The sequence below is a fragment of the Citrobacter sp. Cf125 genome (genome assembly GCF_030333935.1).
Classification (GTDB): Bacteria; Pseudomonadota; Gammaproteobacteria; order Enterobacterales; family Enterobacteriaceae; genus Citrobacter; species Citrobacter freundii.
The window spans coordinates 549861-564993 of record NZ_JAOWEY010000023.1 but is presented as its reverse complement, the minus strand read 5'-3'; the positions used below and the strand labels follow the sequence as shown (position 1 = coordinate 564993).

The 15133-nt window shown below is 46.6% G+C and carries 20 protein-coding genes and 1 pseudogene; 15 read left to right on the top strand and 6 right to left on the bottom strand.

The genetic code is table 11. The features are described from left to right. Nucleotides 1-66: 66 nt before the first annotated feature. Nucleotides 67-273 (top strand): helix-turn-helix domain-containing protein, encoded by a 207-nt coding sequence (locus tag OGV89_RS13200; RefSeq protein ID WP_137380651.1) that lies wholly within the window; start codon nt 67-69, stop codon nt 271-273. A 108-nt stretch (nt 274-381) separates the two neighbouring features. On the opposite strand, the gene OGV89_RS13195 is transcribed toward OGV89_RS13200, so the two are convergent. Beyond that, nucleotides 382-564, bottom strand: coding sequence for a YlcI/YnfO family protein (locus tag OGV89_RS13195; protein WP_096940676.1), 183 nt, complete (start codon nt 562-564; stop codon nt 382-384). 64 nt (nt 565-628) lie between these two features. Here OGV89_RS13195 and OGV89_RS13190 point away from each other — a divergent pair, with 64 nt between their 5' ends. From OGV89_RS13190 to OGV89_RS13170, 5 genes are all read left to right on the top strand, one after another. Beyond that, on the top strand, nt 629-946 hold the full coding sequence (locus OGV89_RS13190) for a host cell division inhibitor Icd-like protein (protein ID WP_353655506.1): 318 nt from the start codon (nt 629-631) through the stop codon (nt 944-946). Beyond that, complete coding sequence (locus tag OGV89_RS13185) at nt 939-1139, top strand: hypothetical protein (RefSeq protein WP_286558807.1); 201 nt, start codon at nt 939-941, stop codon at nt 1137-1139. Before OGV89_RS13190 ends, OGV89_RS13185 begins: the two co-directional genes overlap by 8 nt. A gap of 4 nt (nt 1140-1143) precedes the next feature. Continuing rightward, nucleotides 1144-1443, top strand: a complete 300-nt coding sequence (locus OGV89_RS13180; RefSeq protein WP_286558806.1) for a DUF4222 domain-containing protein — start codon at nt 1144-1146, stop codon at nt 1441-1443. Next, nucleotides 1440-3239: a DNA primase family protein gene (locus OGV89_RS13175; RefSeq protein WP_286558804.1), complete on the top strand. Its 1800-nt coding sequence runs from the start codon at nt 1440-1442 to the stop codon at nt 3237-3239. Before OGV89_RS13180 ends, OGV89_RS13175 begins: the two co-directional genes overlap by 4 nt. Nucleotides 3240-3519: 280 nt before the next feature. Beyond that, complete coding sequence (locus OGV89_RS13170) at nt 3520-3783, top strand: beta/alpha barrel domain-containing protein (protein ID WP_286558802.1); 264 nt, start codon at nt 3520-3522, stop codon at nt 3781-3783. Between the two features lie 28 nt (nt 3784-3811). Here OGV89_RS13170 and OGV89_RS13165 read toward each other — a convergent pair whose 3' ends face one another. Further along, on the bottom strand, nt 3812-4282 hold the full coding sequence (locus OGV89_RS13165) for a hypothetical protein (RefSeq protein ID WP_079779205.1): 471 nt from the start codon (nt 4280-4282) through the stop codon (nt 3812-3814). A gap of 277 nt (nt 4283-4559) precedes the next feature. Here OGV89_RS13165 and OGV89_RS13160 point away from each other — a divergent pair, with 277 nt between their 5' ends. The 9 genes and pseudogenes from OGV89_RS13160 to OGV89_RS13120 all read left to right on the top strand — a co-directional run. Further along, entirely contained in the window at nt 4560-5714 is a 1155-nt protein-coding gene (locus tag OGV89_RS13160; protein WP_286558798.1) for a phage major capsid protein, read from the top strand. Nucleotides 5715-5758: 44 nt separating this feature from the next. Continuing rightward, nucleotides 5759-6319 carry an HK97 family phage prohead protease gene (locus tag OGV89_RS13155; RefSeq protein ID WP_286558796.1) on the top strand — a complete coding sequence of 187 codons (561 nt, stop codon included), beginning with the start codon at nt 5759-5761 and terminating at the stop codon, nt 6317-6319. A 1-nt stretch (nt 6320) separates the two neighbouring features. After that, nucleotides 6321-7550: a phage portal protein gene (locus tag OGV89_RS13150; RefSeq protein WP_286558792.1), complete on the top strand. Its 1230-nt coding sequence runs from the start codon at nt 6321-6323 to the stop codon at nt 7548-7550. Next, nucleotides 7547-7885: a phage head closure protein gene (locus OGV89_RS13145; RefSeq protein ID WP_286558790.1), complete on the top strand. Its 339-nt coding sequence runs from the start codon at nt 7547-7549 to the stop codon at nt 7883-7885. The genes OGV89_RS13150 and OGV89_RS13145 overlap by 4 nt, the downstream gene beginning before the upstream one ends. Further along, on the top strand, nt 7878-8168 hold the full coding sequence (locus tag OGV89_RS13140) for a head-tail connector protein (protein ID WP_180888853.1): 291 nt from the start codon (nt 7878-7880) through the stop codon (nt 8166-8168). The genes OGV89_RS13145 and OGV89_RS13140 overlap by 8 nt, the downstream gene beginning before the upstream one ends. Next, nucleotides 8169-8612 carry an HNH endonuclease signature motif containing protein gene (locus OGV89_RS13135; RefSeq protein ID WP_286558787.1) on the top strand — a complete coding sequence of 148 codons (444 nt, stop codon included), beginning with the start codon at nt 8169-8171 and terminating at the stop codon, nt 8610-8612. 139 nt (nt 8613-8751) lie between these two features. Next, nucleotides 8752-9108 carry a phage terminase small subunit P27 family gene (locus OGV89_RS13130; RefSeq protein WP_286558785.1) on the top strand — a complete coding sequence of 119 codons (357 nt, stop codon included), beginning with the start codon at nt 8752-8754 and terminating at the stop codon, nt 9106-9108. Then, nucleotides 9092-10753: a terminase large subunit gene (locus tag OGV89_RS13125; protein WP_286558782.1), complete on the top strand. Its 1662-nt coding sequence runs from the start codon at nt 9092-9094 to the stop codon at nt 10751-10753. Before OGV89_RS13130 ends, OGV89_RS13125 begins: the two co-directional genes overlap by 17 nt. Nucleotides 10754-10798: 45 nt before the next feature. Beyond that, nucleotides 10799-11026 (top strand): annotated as a pseudogene (locus OGV89_RS13120) (tail assembly protein); the annotation flags it as partial. A gap of 54 nt (nt 11027-11080) precedes the next feature. Here the strand turns inward: OGV89_RS13120 and OGV89_RS13115 are convergent. The 4 genes from OGV89_RS13115 to OGV89_RS13100 form a co-directional block, all read right to left on the bottom strand. Next, nucleotides 11081-11695, bottom strand: a complete 615-nt coding sequence (locus OGV89_RS13115; protein WP_286558780.1) for a PIN domain-containing protein — start codon at nt 11693-11695, stop codon at nt 11081-11083. Continuing rightward, the gene (locus OGV89_RS13110) at nt 11695-12045 is read right to left on the bottom strand and encodes an STAS-like domain-containing protein (RefSeq protein WP_286558778.1); all 351 of its coding nucleotides are present in this window, start codon (nt 12043-12045) and stop codon (nt 11695-11697) included. The genes OGV89_RS13115 and OGV89_RS13110 overlap by 1 nt, the downstream gene beginning before the upstream one ends. 8 nt (nt 12046-12053) lie before the next feature. Further along, nucleotides 12054-12929 (bottom strand): histidine kinase, encoded by an 876-nt coding sequence (locus OGV89_RS13105; protein ID WP_286558776.1) that lies wholly within the window; start codon nt 12927-12929, stop codon nt 12054-12056. A 911-nt stretch (nt 12930-13840) separates the two neighbouring features. After that, nucleotides 13841-15091 carry a hypothetical protein gene (locus OGV89_RS13100; RefSeq protein WP_286558774.1) on the bottom strand — a complete coding sequence of 417 codons (1251 nt, stop codon included), beginning with the start codon at nt 15089-15091 and terminating at the stop codon, nt 13841-13843. Between the last annotated feature and the right edge of the window lie 42 nt (nt 15092-15133).

Sequence of the window (15133 nt, the reverse complement as noted above, 5' to 3'; positions counted from 1 at the left end):
CCTGCCCAATCTTTTATTTCAACCTTAGAGTAGCCCTGTATTAACTCGTCATACATGGAGCTACTCATGCGTTTAGTTGAAACCAATATTTCTAAAAGACTCACCCGTAATGAAGCCGCTGCACATCTGGGTATAAATCCCCAGACGCTGGCGAATTGGGCGCATACTGGCAAGGTAAAAATCCCCTTTCATAAGGTCGGTCGGAAGGTCATTTACTTCAAGTCTGATCTGGATGCTTATCTGGATTCCACCCGCAGAACGCAGACGGTTTAAGGGGCTGGATATGGCACATAAAACAAAGGCGGCCATGCCGGGCCGCCAGAGTTACAACGTCTTATTGAAGCGTATACAAGGTACCAGGCCCAGCGCTGGTGGTCAAAATCAGGCTTTTGGCTCAATACCTAATTTGCGAAGTTTTTCTCGACAGGCTTCTTTAACCCATGAGCTGAACTGTCCCGGGCCAGCTGCATCGTTGATTTGTTCCAATAATTCATCTTCAAAGCGAATATTTTTTTTGGTGCTGCCTGATCGCTCGAAAGCTGCCTTTAAATTTTTATCTTGCATCGGTACGTACCACAGGGTTAAACTCAAAACATCATGGTACGTACCGTTTTTGATTTATGCAACCATGAAATTAACGAAGCCCGGAAGTGGTGGAACACTAACCGGGCCTCTGACCAAACCGTTAATAGGAGTAACAGTTATGGCTGGTAAGCAGCATACCCAAATTCACCCCAAATTTACATGGCTATTCCTCGGTATACCGAAGGGCCAGACCTGCACACCCGTAGTGATCCGCATCGCTGCCGACACGGAAAAAGAAGCCAGAGAATGGTATTCCCGCTGGGATCTGACTTTTGCCGCAAAGATTCGCTCTGAATGCTCTCTGTACCAGTACGCCAGCGGTGCTTATGAATTGAATGTGATGGGAGGGTTTCATGGATAGTCAAATCCCGATGCTGAACGTCTCACTGCATGTCTCCCCTGATTTTTCCGGTCGTATTTTGCTTTACGTTGAAAACGGCTTAGTTAAAGGAGATACGGTATTACGTCCGGATGAAATTATAGGTACGCCATCACTCTTTGATCACATTCTTGAACGCGCCGGTTATCGCGTAACGCCAGTCAAAAAGGACTAATACCATGAAGAAGAAAGTTAACAGCTTAACTGCTGGTGGTCAGACTCGGCCTGAAATCCTTCCGGGTGACATTTTCAAGGATAATCGGGGTGAACGGGTAACGGTGAAAATGGTTACTGATAACCGGATTACGTATATCAGGGAGGGGTATTCCGGAGAGTGTGTTTTCCCGGTCGAACGGTTTAAAGGGGAGTTCAGCCCGGTAAAACAACAGACGTTCAGCGAATGGTGCAAGTCGAATAACACAGCAGAAAAAATTCAGTATTTGCGGGCTTTAATTGCTGCTAAGAGAGCGGGAAAATGAAACGAGCTCCGAACTTAAAATTTCTGCCAAAGGAAAAATTTACAGAGGCGATCATTTTTGCCGGGGCTGATGCTTACGCTCATGCAAAGGGATGGGAAGAGGGCCTGGGTAAACAAATTGCCGAAGATATAACGCCCCCAGTCTGGCTGGGGCCAAAGCAACTGGCGGAACTGGATAACCTGCAAATTGTTGATAAAGGTCGCCGAAGCGCCCGTGTATATATTGCTGGAGTTATTGAACCGAGACTGATAAACGCCATTGGCGAGAAGCTGGCGCGGGCAGGAGTGCAAGATGCCAAGCTTTACAAGGGGATTCCCGACCGCCAGCCAGAGGACTGGCATGATTATCTGGAGAGGATCCGTACGGAAAGTGTTGTTGTCGATCTCCCGGTCACGAAACGCGAACCAGACCATAGCGGAGTCGCACCAGCATTGAATCAGATGGTGGCCAGCCAGCGAGGTGAAGTATTACTGGCTCATTATGATGGTGATCTGGCGATTCATGCCGATTCGGACACTGTTCACCACTATAACGGGATTGTGTGGAATCCTCTCCCGGATAAAGAATTGCAGCGTGAAATGGCGCAGATTTACATCGATGCTGAGGTAGCCTATTCGCAGAACGGCATCAAATCGGCAGTGGAAACCATGAAGTTAAGCCTCCCGGTGATGGGCGTAACAGCCAGAAATATGATTGGGTTTAGTAATGGGGTATTTGATACCCGGACGGGAGAATTCCGCGAGCACTGTAAAACTGACTGGCTGTTAATCTCAAGCGAATTACCCTTCAGTCCACCAGCCGAAGGGGAAACCTTGGCCAGTCACGCGCCTAATTTCTGGAAGTGGCTCCGGCGTTCTGTGGCCAGTAATGACCGTAAAACAGATCGTGTGTTGGCTGCGTTGTTTATGGTGCTGGCGAACAGGTACGACTGGCAGTTATTCCTGGAGGTAACGGGACCGGGTGGTAGCGGTAAAAGCGTGATGGCGGAGATCTGCACTATGCTGGCGGGTAAGGCTAATACGGTGTCGGCCAGTATGAAGGCCCTAGAGGATGCAAGAGATCGCGCTCTGGTGGTTGGTTACTCGCTGATTATCATGCCGGATATGACCCGTTATGCTGGAGATGGTGCCGGGATTAAGGCCATTACAGGTGGTGATAAGGTTTCCATCGACCCGAAACATAAAGCGCCGTACTCGACACGGATACAGGCGGTGGTGATGGCTGTTAATAACAATGCTATGACCTTTAGTGATCGCAGTGGTGGGATATCGCGTAGACGAGTGATATTCAACTTCACCGAAGTTGTACCGGAGAACGAACGTGATCCGATGCTGGCTGAGAAAATAGAAGGGGAACTGGCGGTAGTTATTCGTCATCTGCTTACACGCTTTGCAGACCAGGACGAAGCCAGGCGGCTATTGTATGAACAGCAGAAATCAGAAGAGGCTTTAGCTATTAAACGTGAAGGTGATTCGCTGGTGGATTTCTGCGGCTACCTGATGGCGTCGGTAGTATGTGACGGTATGTTTATCGGCAATGCTGAGATTGTGCCATTCAGCCCGCGTAAATACCTGTATCACGCGTATCTGGCGTACATGAGGGCCAATGGTTTGAACAAGCCAGTATCATTGATGCGTTTCGGTACGGATATGCCCGGCGCAATGGCTGAGTATGGTAAGGATTACCAGAAGCGAAAGACGAAGCGCGGTATCAGGTCAAACGTTACGCTGCACAACGATTCAGACGACTGGATGCCATTGTGTTCAGGTACTGCCGATAATACCGAGGAAGTGTAAAGTTATAGATAAAGTGTTCACCAGTATTCACCTTGTAAAAAAATCTATCTATTACATGGTGTTAAGGGGTGAACACTTATTTATGAAGTATTCACCAAGTATTCACCTGTTCACCTTTTGATTGTTTTTTAGCCTGATGGGTGAAGGGTAGGGTGAACACTAGTGAATACTAAAAAGGAAAGTGTACACCACTTAACAATATGAATTTGTTATAAAAATTTCAAAAGGTGAAGGGGTGAACACTTAAACACATATTTTTTTATTTTTTAAAGGGAGGGGTATGCCAATTACTTTTCAGGATATCAAAGAACACTACGAGCTGTATGCTCTCAGAGACATAAGCGAAATGTCGACGGCAGAGTATAAACAGGCTCTCGCCGATGGTGCTTTCTTCTGGATCGATCATCATGATTTTGTTCGTAGTACGCTGTCAGGTGAGATCTTGGCAACAAACAAGGAGCAACTCGGTGTCCTGATCGACCATCTAAAAGAATTTATAGAGAAAACTCCTCAACCATCCATATGGTTAAGTGAAAAGAAATAAAAATGGCCTGAAATCTCAGGCCATAACGTTACATGAAGTAAATATCTTCAGTACGCTTGAAAACACTCATAATGCTGTGTGCTTCGCTTGGACATTCTCCATTCTTCACAAGAGTTTTCCAGAAGTCATGATCGAAGCAATTATCAAGATATAGATAGCGACAGATATTGAGCAGGTCTCCACGATCCCAGCCAGGCTTGTACCTGACCTGAAGTTCATCTTCTAATGCATAGAAGGTCAATCCTTCTTTATTCAGCCACGCATCATCAAGCCTCTTCGCTAGGAAAAGGGTCTTCTCTTTCGGAGTGATGAAAAAATCGGCAAAAGGCTCGTGGGGTTTTTGCGGCACGCTCCCATCGGTGTCGCTCATTGCTGGATAGACTCCTGACTCCCAAGCGAATAAGTAAGCATCAGTGAATTCGTTGTGGTGTTTTCCGATATGCATGATTTGAAGGCGCTGCTGGTTAAACAACGCTTGCATGATGTTACGATCAGACATGTAGACCTCCTTTTCAAAGAAAAAGTTAACGATGAAAACTATATGGGATAAACGCTAGCTTTGTAAATTATTTGTACTCACCCTTACCCATTCCTACTTCTGTATCTCACGGGGGTTTTCTTTATGTATTTCATGTATATCTTGAAGAGTGGCACTCAGACGTGAGCCGCCACTGTCCACCCGGTTCTTCCGGCAGATCCTCGGTTTTCTCGCCAGGTGGACATCCCTTAAAGCGCTGGTTTCACGTCTCAACGTTAATTGTTACGGAAACCACTCCATGAAGAAATTACTCGAATTACGCCAGCAAAAAACCGAAATCAAAACGCAGATGCGTAACCTGCTTGAAAAAGCCGACAGCGAAAAACGAAGCCTGACTGACGAGGAAGGCACGCAGTTTGATGAACTCCGCACCCGCGCTCAGACACTCGATACTGACATCAGCCGCTATGAAGCCATTGCCACTGAAGAACGCAGCCTGCCAGGCCACCCGGTGAACGATAACGGCGTAAGCAACGACGAACTACGCACCTACATTCTGACCGGGGAAGCCCGCAGCCTGTCCACCGGCATTCCGGAAGATGGCGGCTATACCGTTATTCCCGAACTTAACAAACAGATTATGCAGCAACTCAACGATGAGTCTGTTATGCGCAAAATCTGCACCGTGAAAAAAATTGGCAGTAACGAGTTTAAACAGCTTGTCTCTGTGGGCGGAGCGGGGGTGAACCATAGCGAGGAAGGAAAAGCCCGTGGTGAGACAACTACGCCGAAACTGGAAGAAGTCAGTATCCGACTATTCCCGGTTTACACCTATCCGAAGACTACACAGGAAATCATCGATTTTTCTGGTGTGGATATCATGGGCTGGCTGTCCTCTGAAATTGGCGATGCTTTCGTTGATACCGAAGAAACGGATCTGGCATCCGGCGATGGCGTGAAAAAAGCGAAAGGCTTTCTCTCTTATCCGCGCAGCCAGGACGGAGACAAAACCCGCCCGTTCGGTACGCTTCAGTCCGTCACAGGTGCTGCACTAAATGCCGATTTGCTGATTGATCTGAAATTTAAACTCCGGGCGAAATACCGAAAAAATGCTGTATGGGTGATGAACTCCAATATGGCGGCCTCCGTTCAGAAACTGAAAAACGGTAACGGGGATTACATCTGGCGCGACCGTTTACAGGCAGGTGATCCGGATACGCTGCTGGGCCTCCCTGTTGAATATCTCGAAACCATGTCGGACAACCTGATCGGTATTGGCGACTTCAAACGTGGCTATTTCATCGTTGACCATGAGACAGGCACCCGCACCCGTCCGGACAACATCACCGAACCGGGCTTTATCAAAATTCATACGGATAAATACCTGGGCGGGGGTGTGGTTGATTCCGGCGCCATCAAGCTGCTCGAAATCTCCGCTTCCTCCACCAAATAATTCACAGGGGCTTCGGCCCCTTTCTGGTCTTTATGGAGTCCGTTATGGATACCGTTAATTTTGAAATTCGCACCTCAGAACTTATCGCCAAAGAGCGCAAACTGGTGGGGTATGCGGTGCGCTGGAACAGCCTGTCAGAAATCATCTGGGACGAATTCCGCGAACAGTTTACGCCAGGGGCATTTTCCGGCTATCTCACCTCCGGTAATGATGTGCGCTGTTTATTTGAACATGACTATACGCAACTGCTGGGGCGTACCAAATCCGGCACGCTGATATTGATGGAAGATGATACGGGTCTGCGATTTGAACTGACGCCACCCAATACACAGTTAGGTAATGATGTGCTGGAGCTGGTGGAACGGGGCGATATAGAAGGCATGTCGTTTGGATTCCGGGCGTTGAAAGAAAACTGGGATATTACCCAGTCGCCTTATCTGCGTACCGTCACCGCTGCTGAACTGCGTGAAATTACGATCACTTCTCTGCCTGCTTACCCGGAGTCCGGTGTGGAAATTGCACACCGCTCGCTTTATTCCCAGTATCCGGAGTTACGCCGCGCTGGCGATAACCGCCGACGCTGGGCCGAACTGGTGGAGATCTGATATGTGGACTCTCTGGCCTTTCAGCCGTAAGGCAGAACAACGCAGCATGGCCATCGATGAATGGCTGGCGATGGCGGGCATTCCTAATACCGGATCCGGCGAATATGTATCTGCGGGGACGGCGGAATCTCTGCCGGCTGTCATGAACGCCGTATCGGTCATCAGTGAAGCAGTGGCAACCATGCCCTGTTATCTCTACCGGGTAACGAATGATAAAGGGCGTGAGGCGCGGGAGTGGCTGAGTAATCACCCGGTTGATTATCTGCTGAATGAGCAGCCGAACGACTGTCAGACACCGTACCAGTTTAAACGCACGATGATGCGGCACTGTCTGCTGAACGGTAACGCTTATGCGGTGATCCGCTGGGGCCGTGACGGACAGCCCGAATCATTGCATCCATATGCACCGGGGACCGTAGTACCGGAGCGTCTGTCCGGACACCGTTACAAATACACTATTACTGAACCCTTTAGCGGAATCACCCGTACTTATCTTCAGGAAGAGATTCTGCATCTGCGTTATGCCACGGACGATGGTTTTCTGGGGCGCTCACCGATAACCATCTGCCGGGAAGCGCTGGGCCTTGGACTGGCCCAGCAGCGCCACGGCGCTAACATAATGAAAGAGGGCATGATGGCGGCGGGCATTGTCAAAGCAAAAGACTGGCTTGACGGCGTGAACGGTAAAAAAGCACTGGATGCACTGGAGCGGTACAAGGGTGCACGTAATGCAGGGAAAACGCCCATTCTTGAAGGAGGAATGGATTACGAAAAATTGGGCATGAGTAATCAGGATGCTGAATGGCTGGCTTCCCGGCGCTTTTCCATTGAAGACATTGCCCGTATGTTTAATGTTTCTCCGATCTTTCTTCAGGAATACAGCAACAGTACCTACAGCAACTTCAGCGAAGCGAGCCGCGCATTTCTCACAATGACCATGCGTCCCTGGCTGGCTAATTTCGAACAACAAATCAAATCCACATTGCTGGTGGCCCGTCCTGCATCCGGTACCCGTTATCAGGTTGAGTTCGATTCTGCTGACCTTCTCCGCGCCACACCAACCGAACGCTACGCCACTTACGAACGCGGTATTAAAAACGGAATTATGAATCCGAATGAAGCCCGCGAACGTGAGGGCATGTCGCCACGCGAAGGTGGGGACGAATTCAGCCAGGCATGGAAGCAGCAGATCGAAGTAAATAACAATAAAAGTAAGGAGGGTAGCGAATGAGAGCCGGAGGATTAAAACATCGTATAACGCTGCAGCGCTATGAACAAAGTCAGGGGCCATTGGGAGAACCGATAAAACGCTGGGTGGACTACGCCAAGGTCTGGGCTGAGATAAAAGGTATCTCTGGCCGGGAGCTTCTGGCTACCGGCTCGTTGTCCTCTGAGGCCACAGTCAGAATATGGATACGCTATCGCAGTGATGTTAAGCAGGGACACAGGGTGAAATATCTGTCACCCGCAGTCACTGGTGACATTTACGGTATAGAGGCGGCCCTCCCGGATAACAACCGCACCAGTCTTGAGCTCCTTTGTAAAGGAGGCGTGGCCAATGGCTGAATTAATAACTCTGGAAGAAGTAAAACTGCATTGCCGCATCGACGGGGATGATGAGAACGCCCTGATAAACGGGTATATCGTCGCCGCGCTGGAGATTTGCCAGAAACATATCGGCAGGCGTTTTGATGACGGGCTCGAGTTTAATCCTGCGCTGAAGGTCGGGTGTCTGCTACTGGTCGGTCACTGGTATGAGCACCGGGAGATAGCGGCGGAAAAAACGTCCGAGCTTCCCTTTACCACTTCGTCATTGTGGAACTACTACCGGGAACCAGGAGTGTATTAAATGCCATGGCAACCCTTACGACGCTGTACAGAGCCCGGATGTAATAAACGGGTAAAGTCCGGCAAATGTGATGAACACAAACGGAATGCACAACGGCAGAGTGATAGCCGACGAGGCACACGCACAGAACGCGGTTACTCCAATCGATGGGGAGAATACCGGCTCCTCTTTCTGAAGGCTAATCCACTATGCGCGCACTGCCATAATGCTGGCGTCTATAAGCAGGCAACTATCGTCGATCACATCATACCTATTGAGGGCGAAGGTGATGTGTTGTTCTGGCCCGCCAGTAACCACCAGCCGTTATGTGCTGCCTGTCATGGTCGCAAGACAGCCACTACGGATCCGCTAACTAAGCAGCAGCGTAAAGCCGGGTTGTTCCGGGAACAGGAAGAAGCAGCGCAGCGCCGCAATGACTGGGTCTATGAGGTTACTCATGAGTGAACAGGAACTCATGAGTCAGCGTGAACGGGGTGGGGGAGGTTTCAAAGACAACCCCCTCCCGGCGAGGAACCACCCGCTCCCTCAAATTTTTATGCGCGGTAATTTTTTTGACAGCAGTAAGTTAAGGAAAGAATAAGTTATGGCAAGACCACCCAAACCACCCGCCTATCTTGATGAAATCGCGGGACAGCAGTGGAAGACAAAAGCAAAGCAGATGGCTGAGCGCGGGGATTTAACCCCTGCGGACTGGAACAACCTTGAGCTGTATTGCGTCAATTATTCCATGTACCGGAAAGCCGTTGCAGATATTGCCCTGCGCGGGTTTTCAGTTGAAGGATCCCGCGGGGCCACAACCAGTAATCCGGCGCTGAAAGCCAAATCTGATGCTGAGAAAATTATCATTAAAATGTCGTCGCTGTTGGGTTTTGATCCGGTAAGCCGTCGCCGTAATCCGGTTGCAACGGAAGAGGAGGACGAGCTTGACCGTCTGGGATGAGTACGCAAACTCTGTAAAATCGGGTGAGATCCCGGCCTGTAAACGACTGAAACAGGCCGTAAACCGGTACTTTTCAGACCTGAATGACCCCCGTTATGAGTTTGATACGGCGACAGTAGAACGGTTTATTGCCTTCTCGCGACTTTGCCCTCACGTCAAAGGCCCGTTGCGCGGCCAGCCTGTCGCGCTGGAACCATGGCAGCAATTCGCCTTCGCTAATCTGCTGGGCTTTAAGGTCAGGGAGACAGGTCGCCGGAAGTACAGCAGCGCCTTTATCGAAGTGCCGCGCAAGAATGCCAAATCCACTGTGGCCGCCATGCTGGCTAACTGGTTCCTGGTCATGGAGAAGGGCCAGCAGGATATTTACACGGCGGCGGTGAGCCGGGATCAGGCCCGTATCGTGTTCGACGATGCCCGCCAGATGTGTCTGCTGTCAAAACCGCTGAAAAAGCGCGTCAATATTCAGGCGCACAAGATCATTTTCCCTAAGAGCAACAGCCTGTTAAGACCGCTGGCGGCAAAAGCGGCCACCATCGAGGGGACTAATCCCAGCCTGGCGATTGTTGATGAGTACCACCTTCACCCGGATAACGGTGTTTATTCTGCGCTTGAGCTGGGCATGGGCGCACGTCCTGAGGCGATTTTGTTCGCCATCACTACCGCCGGGAGTAACGTTGTCTCTGCCTGTAAACAGCATTATGACTACTGCTGCCAGATTCTGGCAGGGGAGGAGAGCAACGATTCGCTGTTTGCCCTGATCTATGAGCTGGACGACGAAAGCGAGGTTGAGCTGCCGGACATGTGGATCAAGGCCAACCCTAATCTGCATATATCCGTTGACGCGGCGAAACTGGAATCCACCGTTCAGAAAGCGCGGGGTATTCCGTCGCAGTGGGTGGAAATGCTGACCAAACGTTTCAATATCTGGTGTCAGGGCTCTACGCCGTGGATGGGTGTCGGTGCATGGGATGCCTGCGCACTTGAATATTCTGAAGAAGACCTGGCCGGAATGGAGTGTTACGCCGGGTTTGATCTGTCCTCAACCAGCGATATCACCAGTGTAAGTTACGTTTTCCCGTTCGAGAGGGAGATCCGACTTCTTACCCGTCATTATCTGCCGGAAGCGCAGCTGCTTAACGTCGCTAACAAAAACCGCGCCATCTACCGCCAGTGGGTGAAAGCGGGCTGGATACGCACCACGCCCGGCGACTGTATCGACTATGACCGCATCCGTGATGATATCCTGCGCGACGCTGAAACCTTCAATATCCGGCTGGTGGGCTTCGATACGTGGAACGCGACGCATCTGCGTACCCAGCTACAGGGGGCGGGGCTCGATGTGGAGCCTTTCCAGCAAACCTATCTGCGGTTCAGCCCGGTTGCTAAATCTTTTGAGGTGTTCGTTAACCGTAAGGTATTACGCCATCGTGGCGATCCGGTTCTGACCTGGGCGATGGGTAACGTGGTGATGGAGTCCGACGCTAACGCCAACATAAAGCCTAACAAAAAGAAATCCGGCAACAAGATAGATCCTGCGGTCGCAGCGCTGATGGCATTTGGCACCTTCCAGGCAGAGCATGAAGATTTTGCTTTTGATATGAGTGATAGATACAAAGAGCGACTGGCGAAATTTAACGGTATCTGAGAGGAGTAGATGATGAATACAACTAACCATGAAATAATGAGATCATTTTTATATAAATTTGGTGCCGCGATGGCCTTGAGATATGTTGTTCAAATGCATTTCCTCCAGCCTACGGGGCTGGTAAGCAATCAATGCGCTGAGAATAGAGCCTTATACGTGTTTGGTGGCATAACTAATACTGCCGCGCGGGTTAGTGGTAAGCGCCGTATCGGAGGTGCAATTATATCTGCAGGAATTTATGTGAAAGATAAACAATGTTACGAAGTAAATTAATACAAAACTCCCCTTTGCTAACTCTATTTATATGGTTGACCAAAGGGGAGGGGGTTAACGTATTTTGATTTTTGATTGTTGTGTTGCAAGTTGTAATAAGTTACGGTTGGCTGTATATACGTTTATTCCAGGGATGGTGCAATAATCAATGTCATCAGTGATAATGTTAGTGATTTTATGATTTTTCATGCTGTCGACTATCATTAAATCGTAACCATCCAAACCTAAAGCCTTTATTGATGATATACAGTTATCCGTAACTTCTTTGCAGACATTTAATTCAATTTGCGAAGCAAAGGACTCTACCTGTTGCCATGAAACCTCAATTTCAGATACTGCATTCTGTCTTTCAGCGGGATAATTATGACGGTATTCCTTCGCGCTAACCATATTACCTAAGGTTAATTGAAAAATCTCACGCTCAGTCTTTTCAATAAGGTGGGATAGTTCAGATAAAGTCAGTCCTGAATGATGGAGTGTAGAGCCTGCAGTAAGGCAGTTTCCAATATAAGTTGGATAAATATTCAGATACTGCCTTTTAGGCGGTATACCCTTTGTATAGGTTAACCAAAACCATACATTGGTATCCACCATGAAGATGTCTTCTTCCTTAGGATTATCGCGGCTAATATCGTAAATAGTCGCATTTATTACAGGGGATATAGCCATTAATCAGACTCCTTAGCTTGCTGCTCAAGTATCTGATCAACAATTTTTTTGTAATCCTTATCCTGATGGAATCTGGTAGCATTCTCTATTACTCTTTCCATGACGTTTCGGCCAATTATATCCAGGTTTTCGATATGTAACTTATTTCTGAGCGTCTCCTCTGAAATGAAGCTAATAAGTTGACCAATACTAAAGTTAAAAAAAGGAGATGCAAAAAGGTATACCCCTGAAAAATCCAGAAATACATCATCTCCCTTTTCTAAAAAAGGAATGATTTCATTAAATAATTTCTGCCCGTCATCCTTAAGAATGCATCGTGACCCAATTAAATCATTAATAATTACTTTCATATAAACCTCTAAACTTCATCTTTAAAATGGTAATATTTTTCATCACATATGAGTGTTAAATGAAGAATTGTCCCATTAAATGATGAACTGTGAATACCATATTGCTCCCCGTGGCAGTCCATTTTGACATACCCATCACTGCTATAAAGCTCTAGTTTTCCATTGTTTAACTTTACAAACTCTTGTAGCAAGCTTAGACCTAAACCCCTAGGTATACCAGACGCATCAGTTGTGTTGCCACTGGTACAGGCCCACTTCAGACAAGCATCTGATGGTAAAGATTGAGCACGAGGGTCTTTGTTAAGATAATTCTTAACATTGTGAGGAATACCCACACCAAAATCCACAACTGACAACACTAATTCATTTTTAATTTTAAAATGTTGGCCACATGTAAATACGCCAACAGGAGAGTGGGAATGCTCAAATGAATTTGTATAAATTTCCCAAAGTTTTCCCGCTATAGCAGCACACAGGCGAGGACTTACATGCACCCATCCTTTACCAATCCAGTGATCGATGAGATAAGTCATGATCTCGTCGGAGTCTTCATGTTGATCTTCACGATAGGGGATAGCATGACCAGTTTGGACTGTACCTGAGTGATATCCAAAAGCTTGAGTGAAACCATTCTGAACAAGAGTAATCATCACTTCTTTTCTAACAGTAACCCACGCAATGTCCATTTTTAGGCCTTGCGAGTTCAACAGTCGTATCAGACCGCCTAAAAATGCTACAGCGTTGGGCCTAAGAAAAAAACAATCAGTAAAATTAAGAGTGTAGGCTGTTTTGTTTCCCTTGTTAACGTACTGTAACAATTTGAAAAGTATATCAAAATCTTGGGGTTGATCATTGAGGGTCGGAATGCGAATTTCCGTAACCATGATAGCTTCCTTGATACCAATACGTTAAATGGAAGAAAGAATATCTCATAATGGGTGATGAATGTGAATTGCTTTTGAGTCCATCCAGTGATAGGTAGAGTCTATCATGAGCTCATAAACTAACTGATTCTACAATATTCATGGTGTTCATTATTAAGCCATTAAGCATAAGATTTTTTCTCTATTCAAACCTTTGTCAAGATATGAGAAGTATAAGCGAGTGAATATGCAGTCAGTAAAATAAAATAGATGCTAATCGGACTGAATTTTCATCATTTTCAATAAGTTACGGAATGGTATAAGTTCATGCCGTATTATTTGATGGTAGCAAGAGAGCCCGGCTTGCGCCGGGCGGGCTTTTTACGCTATCTATGCAAAACATAAGAAAGGCAGACTGCTAAAAACACTGCTAACAGCGGAGCAACTCCGCCTGCAGCGAATGCCGTAAACAGCACAGCGATTACTTGTGCACGCTTAGACAGCAGGTCTGAGCCCATAATAGAGTCGAACATAAAACCTCCATCATGGTTCCTGCCGTCTCTTGATGAGTTGGGAGCAAGAGTCCAGACCCGTGGCGCTTTTAGTGTTGATCCAGCGACTTTGGCCGCCACGACCCAACTGGAAGTTTAGGCCTTTCGGCCAAACCGTTACTCAAGAATACTTGCTTAAAGTATCCTATGGGTATCCTAGGAAATTATTTTACTTACCAGTTGTTGTAAGTCTTTGATATTTGGTGGCCCCTGCTGGACTTGAACCAGCGACCAAGCGATTATGAGTTCCTACCGGAACAACCGAAAATCAATACTTTGCGTTTAAAATCAATCTATTGTGTTGTCATGGATTATCACTAATTGCCTGGGTTCTTCATTTCAACCGCCATTTTATCGCCACTCGTAATCTGTGCTGGTAGCTTAAGTTGTGAGTGTCGTAGGCTGAGGGTTCGCTAGGCCATGATCTTTAAGTATGCATTGCTGAGCCAGCCATTTGACTACCTCTAATGATGGTACGATGTTGTCAGCTTCGACTGAGTAAGGCTCAAAGATAGCTTCCGTTTTCCCTTTCCGGCTTTTCTTCGAGTGCACGACAGCACAGCGGATAGTATAAATCCAATCACTCAGGTTATGTAGTAGGGATGGATCGTTAGTGGCGGTAATTCCTGATATTTTAACTCCAGATGAAGTTCCAATTTCTTTAGACAATCCTTTTATCAAATTGTGAGAGCTACTACTTAGGAAATTGTATAAATTTGTGGTGTCCGTAATTAAATCAATAACTGATCTGAGATTGATTTTTTCAGTGGTTGGAGTCTTACCAAGCAATACGGGAGCTTCTTCAAGATAATTTTCTAGAACATTATAAAAACCGATAAAACTCAATAATGGATTTCTTTCTCTTAGGCCTGAAAAATAATATGACAAAAGTGTAGGAGAGAATTTTTCAGTGGACATGATTTTTTCAATTGGTAATGAGACTACATCATCATCAATCCACGATTTAAGATTGAAATAATCATTTTTTATATTGTGAAAACCAATACTCTCTAATGATTGAGCTTGAGTATAATCTATTAAAGTACCTTCTCTCTGTAGAAGACGTATTTTCCCGTAATAGCCATCCCTGTAATTATCAGGGTTTATTTTAACTAAGATTTTCTTTTTAAATAATTCTTTGATTTTTTTAGCGCTGTCGGTTAATGCTGCGTCGATAAATTCTTTTGGAAAACAGTAATCTGCTGGATACCAATCACTGCCATCTAAATCAGCTAGCTTAACTATGGATTTATCGTTTAAATAGTCTAAGGTTAACGCTCCAGTGAGTCTGTTATCATGTAACTGATGAAATTCACTAAAGTCTGGCATCCAGAATTTTGGGTTTGTTATTTTCGAACATATTTTAGATTCTTCATTTAGAAGGCTATATTTAAACAGATAATTATCAATTAAATACTCGGTCTCCCTTTCTGATATTTTGCGTGGATGTTCAACTCTGAGCTGAGCAATTGACTCCAAATCCTCAAGGTAACATATTGGCTGAGTTGTTACTAAAGGCTCACCATAAACATATGGATTTATTATTAAATCAAATTCCAAGCCAGAGAAATGAATTATTCGACACAGACCTTTGGATTCATAAAGCTGAACTGTGTAGTTAGTTGCCGCCATAACTAAAACCTCCAATATTCAATATAAATGAGATTCTTCACA

What these genes read in the sequence shown, in the direction of transcription:
- OGV89_RS13200 (WP_137380651.1), top strand. Translation starts at nt 67, where the DNA reads ATGCGTTTAGTTGAAACCAATATTTCTAAAAGACTCACCCGTAATGAA.
- OGV89_RS13195 (WP_096940676.1), bottom strand. Translation starts at nt 564, where the DNA reads ATGCAAGATAAAAATTTAAAGGCAGCTTTCGAGCGATCAGGCAGCACC.
- OGV89_RS13190 (WP_353655506.1), top strand. Translation starts at nt 629, where the DNA reads ATGAAATTAACGAAGCCCGGAAGTGGTGGAACACTAACCGGGCCTCTG.
- OGV89_RS13185 (WP_286558807.1), top strand. Translation starts at nt 939, where the DNA reads ATGGATAGTCAAATCCCGATGCTGAACGTCTCACTGCATGTCTCCCCT.
- OGV89_RS13180 (WP_286558806.1), top strand. Translation starts at nt 1,144, where the DNA reads ATGAAGAAGAAAGTTAACAGCTTAACTGCTGGTGGTCAGACTCGGCCT.
- OGV89_RS13175 (WP_286558804.1), top strand. Translation starts at nt 1,440, where the DNA reads ATGAAACGAGCTCCGAACTTAAAATTTCTGCCAAAGGAAAAATTTACA.
- OGV89_RS13170 (WP_286558802.1), top strand. Translation starts at nt 3,520, where the DNA reads ATGCCAATTACTTTTCAGGATATCAAAGAACACTACGAGCTGTATGCT.
- OGV89_RS13165 (WP_079779205.1), bottom strand. Translation starts at nt 4,282, where the DNA reads ATGTCTGATCGTAACATCATGCAAGCGTTGTTTAACCAGCAGCGCCTT.
- OGV89_RS13160 (WP_286558798.1), top strand. Translation starts at nt 4,560, where the DNA reads ATGAAGAAATTACTCGAATTACGCCAGCAAAAAACCGAAATCAAAACG.
- OGV89_RS13155 (WP_286558796.1), top strand. Translation starts at nt 5,759, where the DNA reads ATGGATACCGTTAATTTTGAAATTCGCACCTCAGAACTTATCGCCAAA.
- OGV89_RS13150 (WP_286558792.1), top strand. Translation starts at nt 6,321, where the DNA reads ATGTGGACTCTCTGGCCTTTCAGCCGTAAGGCAGAACAACGCAGCATG.
- OGV89_RS13145 (WP_286558790.1), top strand. Translation starts at nt 7,547, where the DNA reads ATGAGAGCCGGAGGATTAAAACATCGTATAACGCTGCAGCGCTATGAA.
- OGV89_RS13140 (WP_180888853.1), top strand. Translation starts at nt 7,878, where the DNA reads ATGGCTGAATTAATAACTCTGGAAGAAGTAAAACTGCATTGCCGCATC.
- OGV89_RS13135 (WP_286558787.1), top strand. Translation starts at nt 8,169, where the DNA reads ATGCCATGGCAACCCTTACGACGCTGTACAGAGCCCGGATGTAATAAA.
- OGV89_RS13130 (WP_286558785.1), top strand. Translation starts at nt 8,752, where the DNA reads ATGGCAAGACCACCCAAACCACCCGCCTATCTTGATGAAATCGCGGGA.
- OGV89_RS13115 (WP_286558780.1), bottom strand. Translation starts at nt 11,695, where the DNA reads ATGGCTATATCCCCTGTAATAAATGCGACTATTTACGATATTAGCCGC.
- OGV89_RS13110 (WP_286558778.1), bottom strand. Translation starts at nt 12,045, where the DNA reads ATGAAAGTAATTATTAATGATTTAATTGGGTCACGATGCATTCTTAAG.
- OGV89_RS13105 (WP_286558776.1), bottom strand. Translation starts at nt 12,929, where the DNA reads ATGGTTACGGAAATTCGCATTCCGACCCTCAATGATCAACCCCAAGAT.
- OGV89_RS13100 (WP_286558774.1), bottom strand. Translation starts at nt 15,091, where the DNA reads ATGGCGGCAACTAACTACACAGTTCAGCTTTATGAATCCAAAGGTCTG.